Here is a 2,170-nt window from a genome sequence, read left to right as displayed (position 1 = left end):
GAGAAAGTAGACGTGGCATTCTCTGACTTTGAGCTGCGGCCCTACCGCGACCAAGTTAAGCCTGTACTGAGTCAATTCGGCATATCGACCATATTAGATTATGGCTGCGGCGGGTCTGACTGGACCATACCCAAATTCGACGAATCTGGATTATCCGCCAAAGATTACTTCAATCTTACGGAGACTTACCGATACGAACCTGCCCGCAATATTGATGAAAGGCAGATTGTTGACTGCGTTTTATCTTTTGACGTGCTTGAACATATTTTTATCTCAGACGTGCCCACCGTGCTCCGAGATATGTTTTCTTACGCGTCTAAGCTACTGGTCCTTAACGTGGCTTGCTACCCCGCGTCAGCGAAGCTCCCCAACGGCGAGAATGCCCATATTACAGTGAGAGGCCCACTGTGGTGGAAAGGCATGTTAGACAGTATTTCCGTGGAGTTTCCCAATGTCACTGTTTGGCTAATTTGCTCTACGGCTTACCGGCAAAGTACAGCGTTTGAAATGTGGAGCGGGGGTATGTGGCAGAGTAGTGAAACTTTTGTTATTGAGAACTAAATAGATCTTTCTCGCCAAGGGATTTAATTACCATTTTAAAAACTTCTGACCAACCTCCGCTGCCGGTAACCTCACTACGAAATAATCGCGCAGAGTCATACCAAACACTACCATCTCTCCCGTCGGTCCAACGTCGCTCTGGGCCTTCGGGCAGCAAAATCCATACGGGCACCCCGAGCGCACCAGCCAAATGCACCGTGGCGTTATCCGCAGAGATGACTAAATCCAGTTCCGAGATCAAAGCTGCCAAGCCTTCTATATCATTAAAGGTGTCTAAATCCTCATAATGGCAAAGCGACTGCCCTGCTACTACGTTTAATTCATCCCGCTCTTGCTGTGTGGTGCGGTACTGCAAGTTAACAAAATTTGCGTTTACGCCTTTAAAGAGGGTGCTCCAGTACTTAAGATCTATACTTCTTGCTACCACAGCGCGGGACTCAGCGCCGCCACGCCAAGAAAAACCGACTTTAAGCGGCTGAGGCAGCTCCGCCAAGCGTTGCTGCCAAGCATGGCGTCGCACTGGATCAGCAAGCAAATAAGCATCACCATTAAAATCAGTGTCTACTTTACGAAAATAGTGCGGCAAATCACCCGCAGGAATATGGCATTCTAAGCTCGCACTATCAAATGTGTTTTTTGAGTAAACCTTCACGTTTGGAAACGACCGTGCAAATAGTGGTGACAAGCGTGGGTCGCACTCGACGCTTACCTCCCCTGCCCGCGCAACCAAATCATTAATACACGAGGCAAACATCACTTCGTCACCAAGGCCTTGTTCGCAGCTGATCAATACGCGCTGATTTGCAATCGAATCGATATTTGCATGGGGTAAACCCAGCGAGCGAACTGGGTTAGACTCCAGAAACGTCGGTGCATTAAATCGCCAGCGGTATTCCTGCCACCCCTCTGCCCACTGCCCCATACGCAATAGACAACCGGAGCGTTTCATATGCAACTCTGGATCGGCGGGGTTTAGTCCTAAGGCTTTATCAAAACAGCTTAGGGATTCAGCAGTTTTACCATTTTTAAAATATAGGGTGCCTAGGTTAGTCAAGGCGACTAAGGACTTCGGGTTAATTGTCAAAGCTTGCTGATAAGCGGGTAATGCCGCTTTCAAATTATCTAGATCTTGCAAGGCCACGCCAAGATTCTCATAAGCCTGGGCGTAATCCGATTTTAAACGAATTGCAATTCGGTAAGCATCAACTGCTTCACTGTGCCACTCTAGACCTTGTAGCAACACGCCTAGGTTGTAGTGATAGCCGGCGACGTTAGGGCTGAGTTCTATGGCGCGACTAATAAATTCTTTAGCTTGATGAAGGTCGCCATTGCTTTGAAAGATCAGTCCAACTAAATGCAATGAATCAGGATGATTAGGCTCATGGCTTAGAACCTGGCTGTAGCCGTCGACTGCCTGTTGTAGCTGACCTTGCTGATGATGGGCGACGGCTTGATTAAAAACCGATTGGAGTTCAGGCGGGAGAACGACCGCATTCTTGATGCTTTTTTTACCAGGTTTTTTGGGCTTTTTACTCACTGGTGATTCCCGAGTTTTTTATTGAGTCGGCGGTCTAGTGTCTGACGCCGGATGCTTAAGGGCATTCGCTAT

2 protein-coding genes are annotated in these 2,170 nt (G+C 48.1%); one reads left to right on the top strand and one right to left on the bottom strand.

The features are described from left to right. Window positions 1–561, top strand: a 561-nt coding sequence (locus tag ABYT30_RS18645; protein ID WP_373098022.1) for a hypothetical protein, incomplete at its 5' end; no start/stop codon positions are given. Here the strand turns inward: ABYT30_RS18645 and ABYT30_RS18640 are convergent. Next, on the bottom strand, window positions 548–2,098 hold the full coding sequence (locus ABYT30_RS18640; RefSeq protein WP_373098020.1) for a tetratricopeptide repeat protein: 1,551 nt from the start codon (window positions 2,096–2,098) through the stop codon (window positions 548–550). The genes ABYT30_RS18645 and ABYT30_RS18640 overlap by 14 nt on opposite strands. Between the last annotated feature and the right edge of the window lie 72 nt (window positions 2,099–2,170).

The sequence above is a fragment of the Zhongshania sp. genome (genome assembly GCF_041623545.1).
Taxonomy (GTDB): Bacteria; Pseudomonadota; Gammaproteobacteria; order Pseudomonadales; family Spongiibacteraceae; genus Spongiibacter.
The sequence above is the reverse complement of the archived record's forward strand: the minus strand, read 5'-3'. Positions and strand labels throughout refer to the sequence as shown.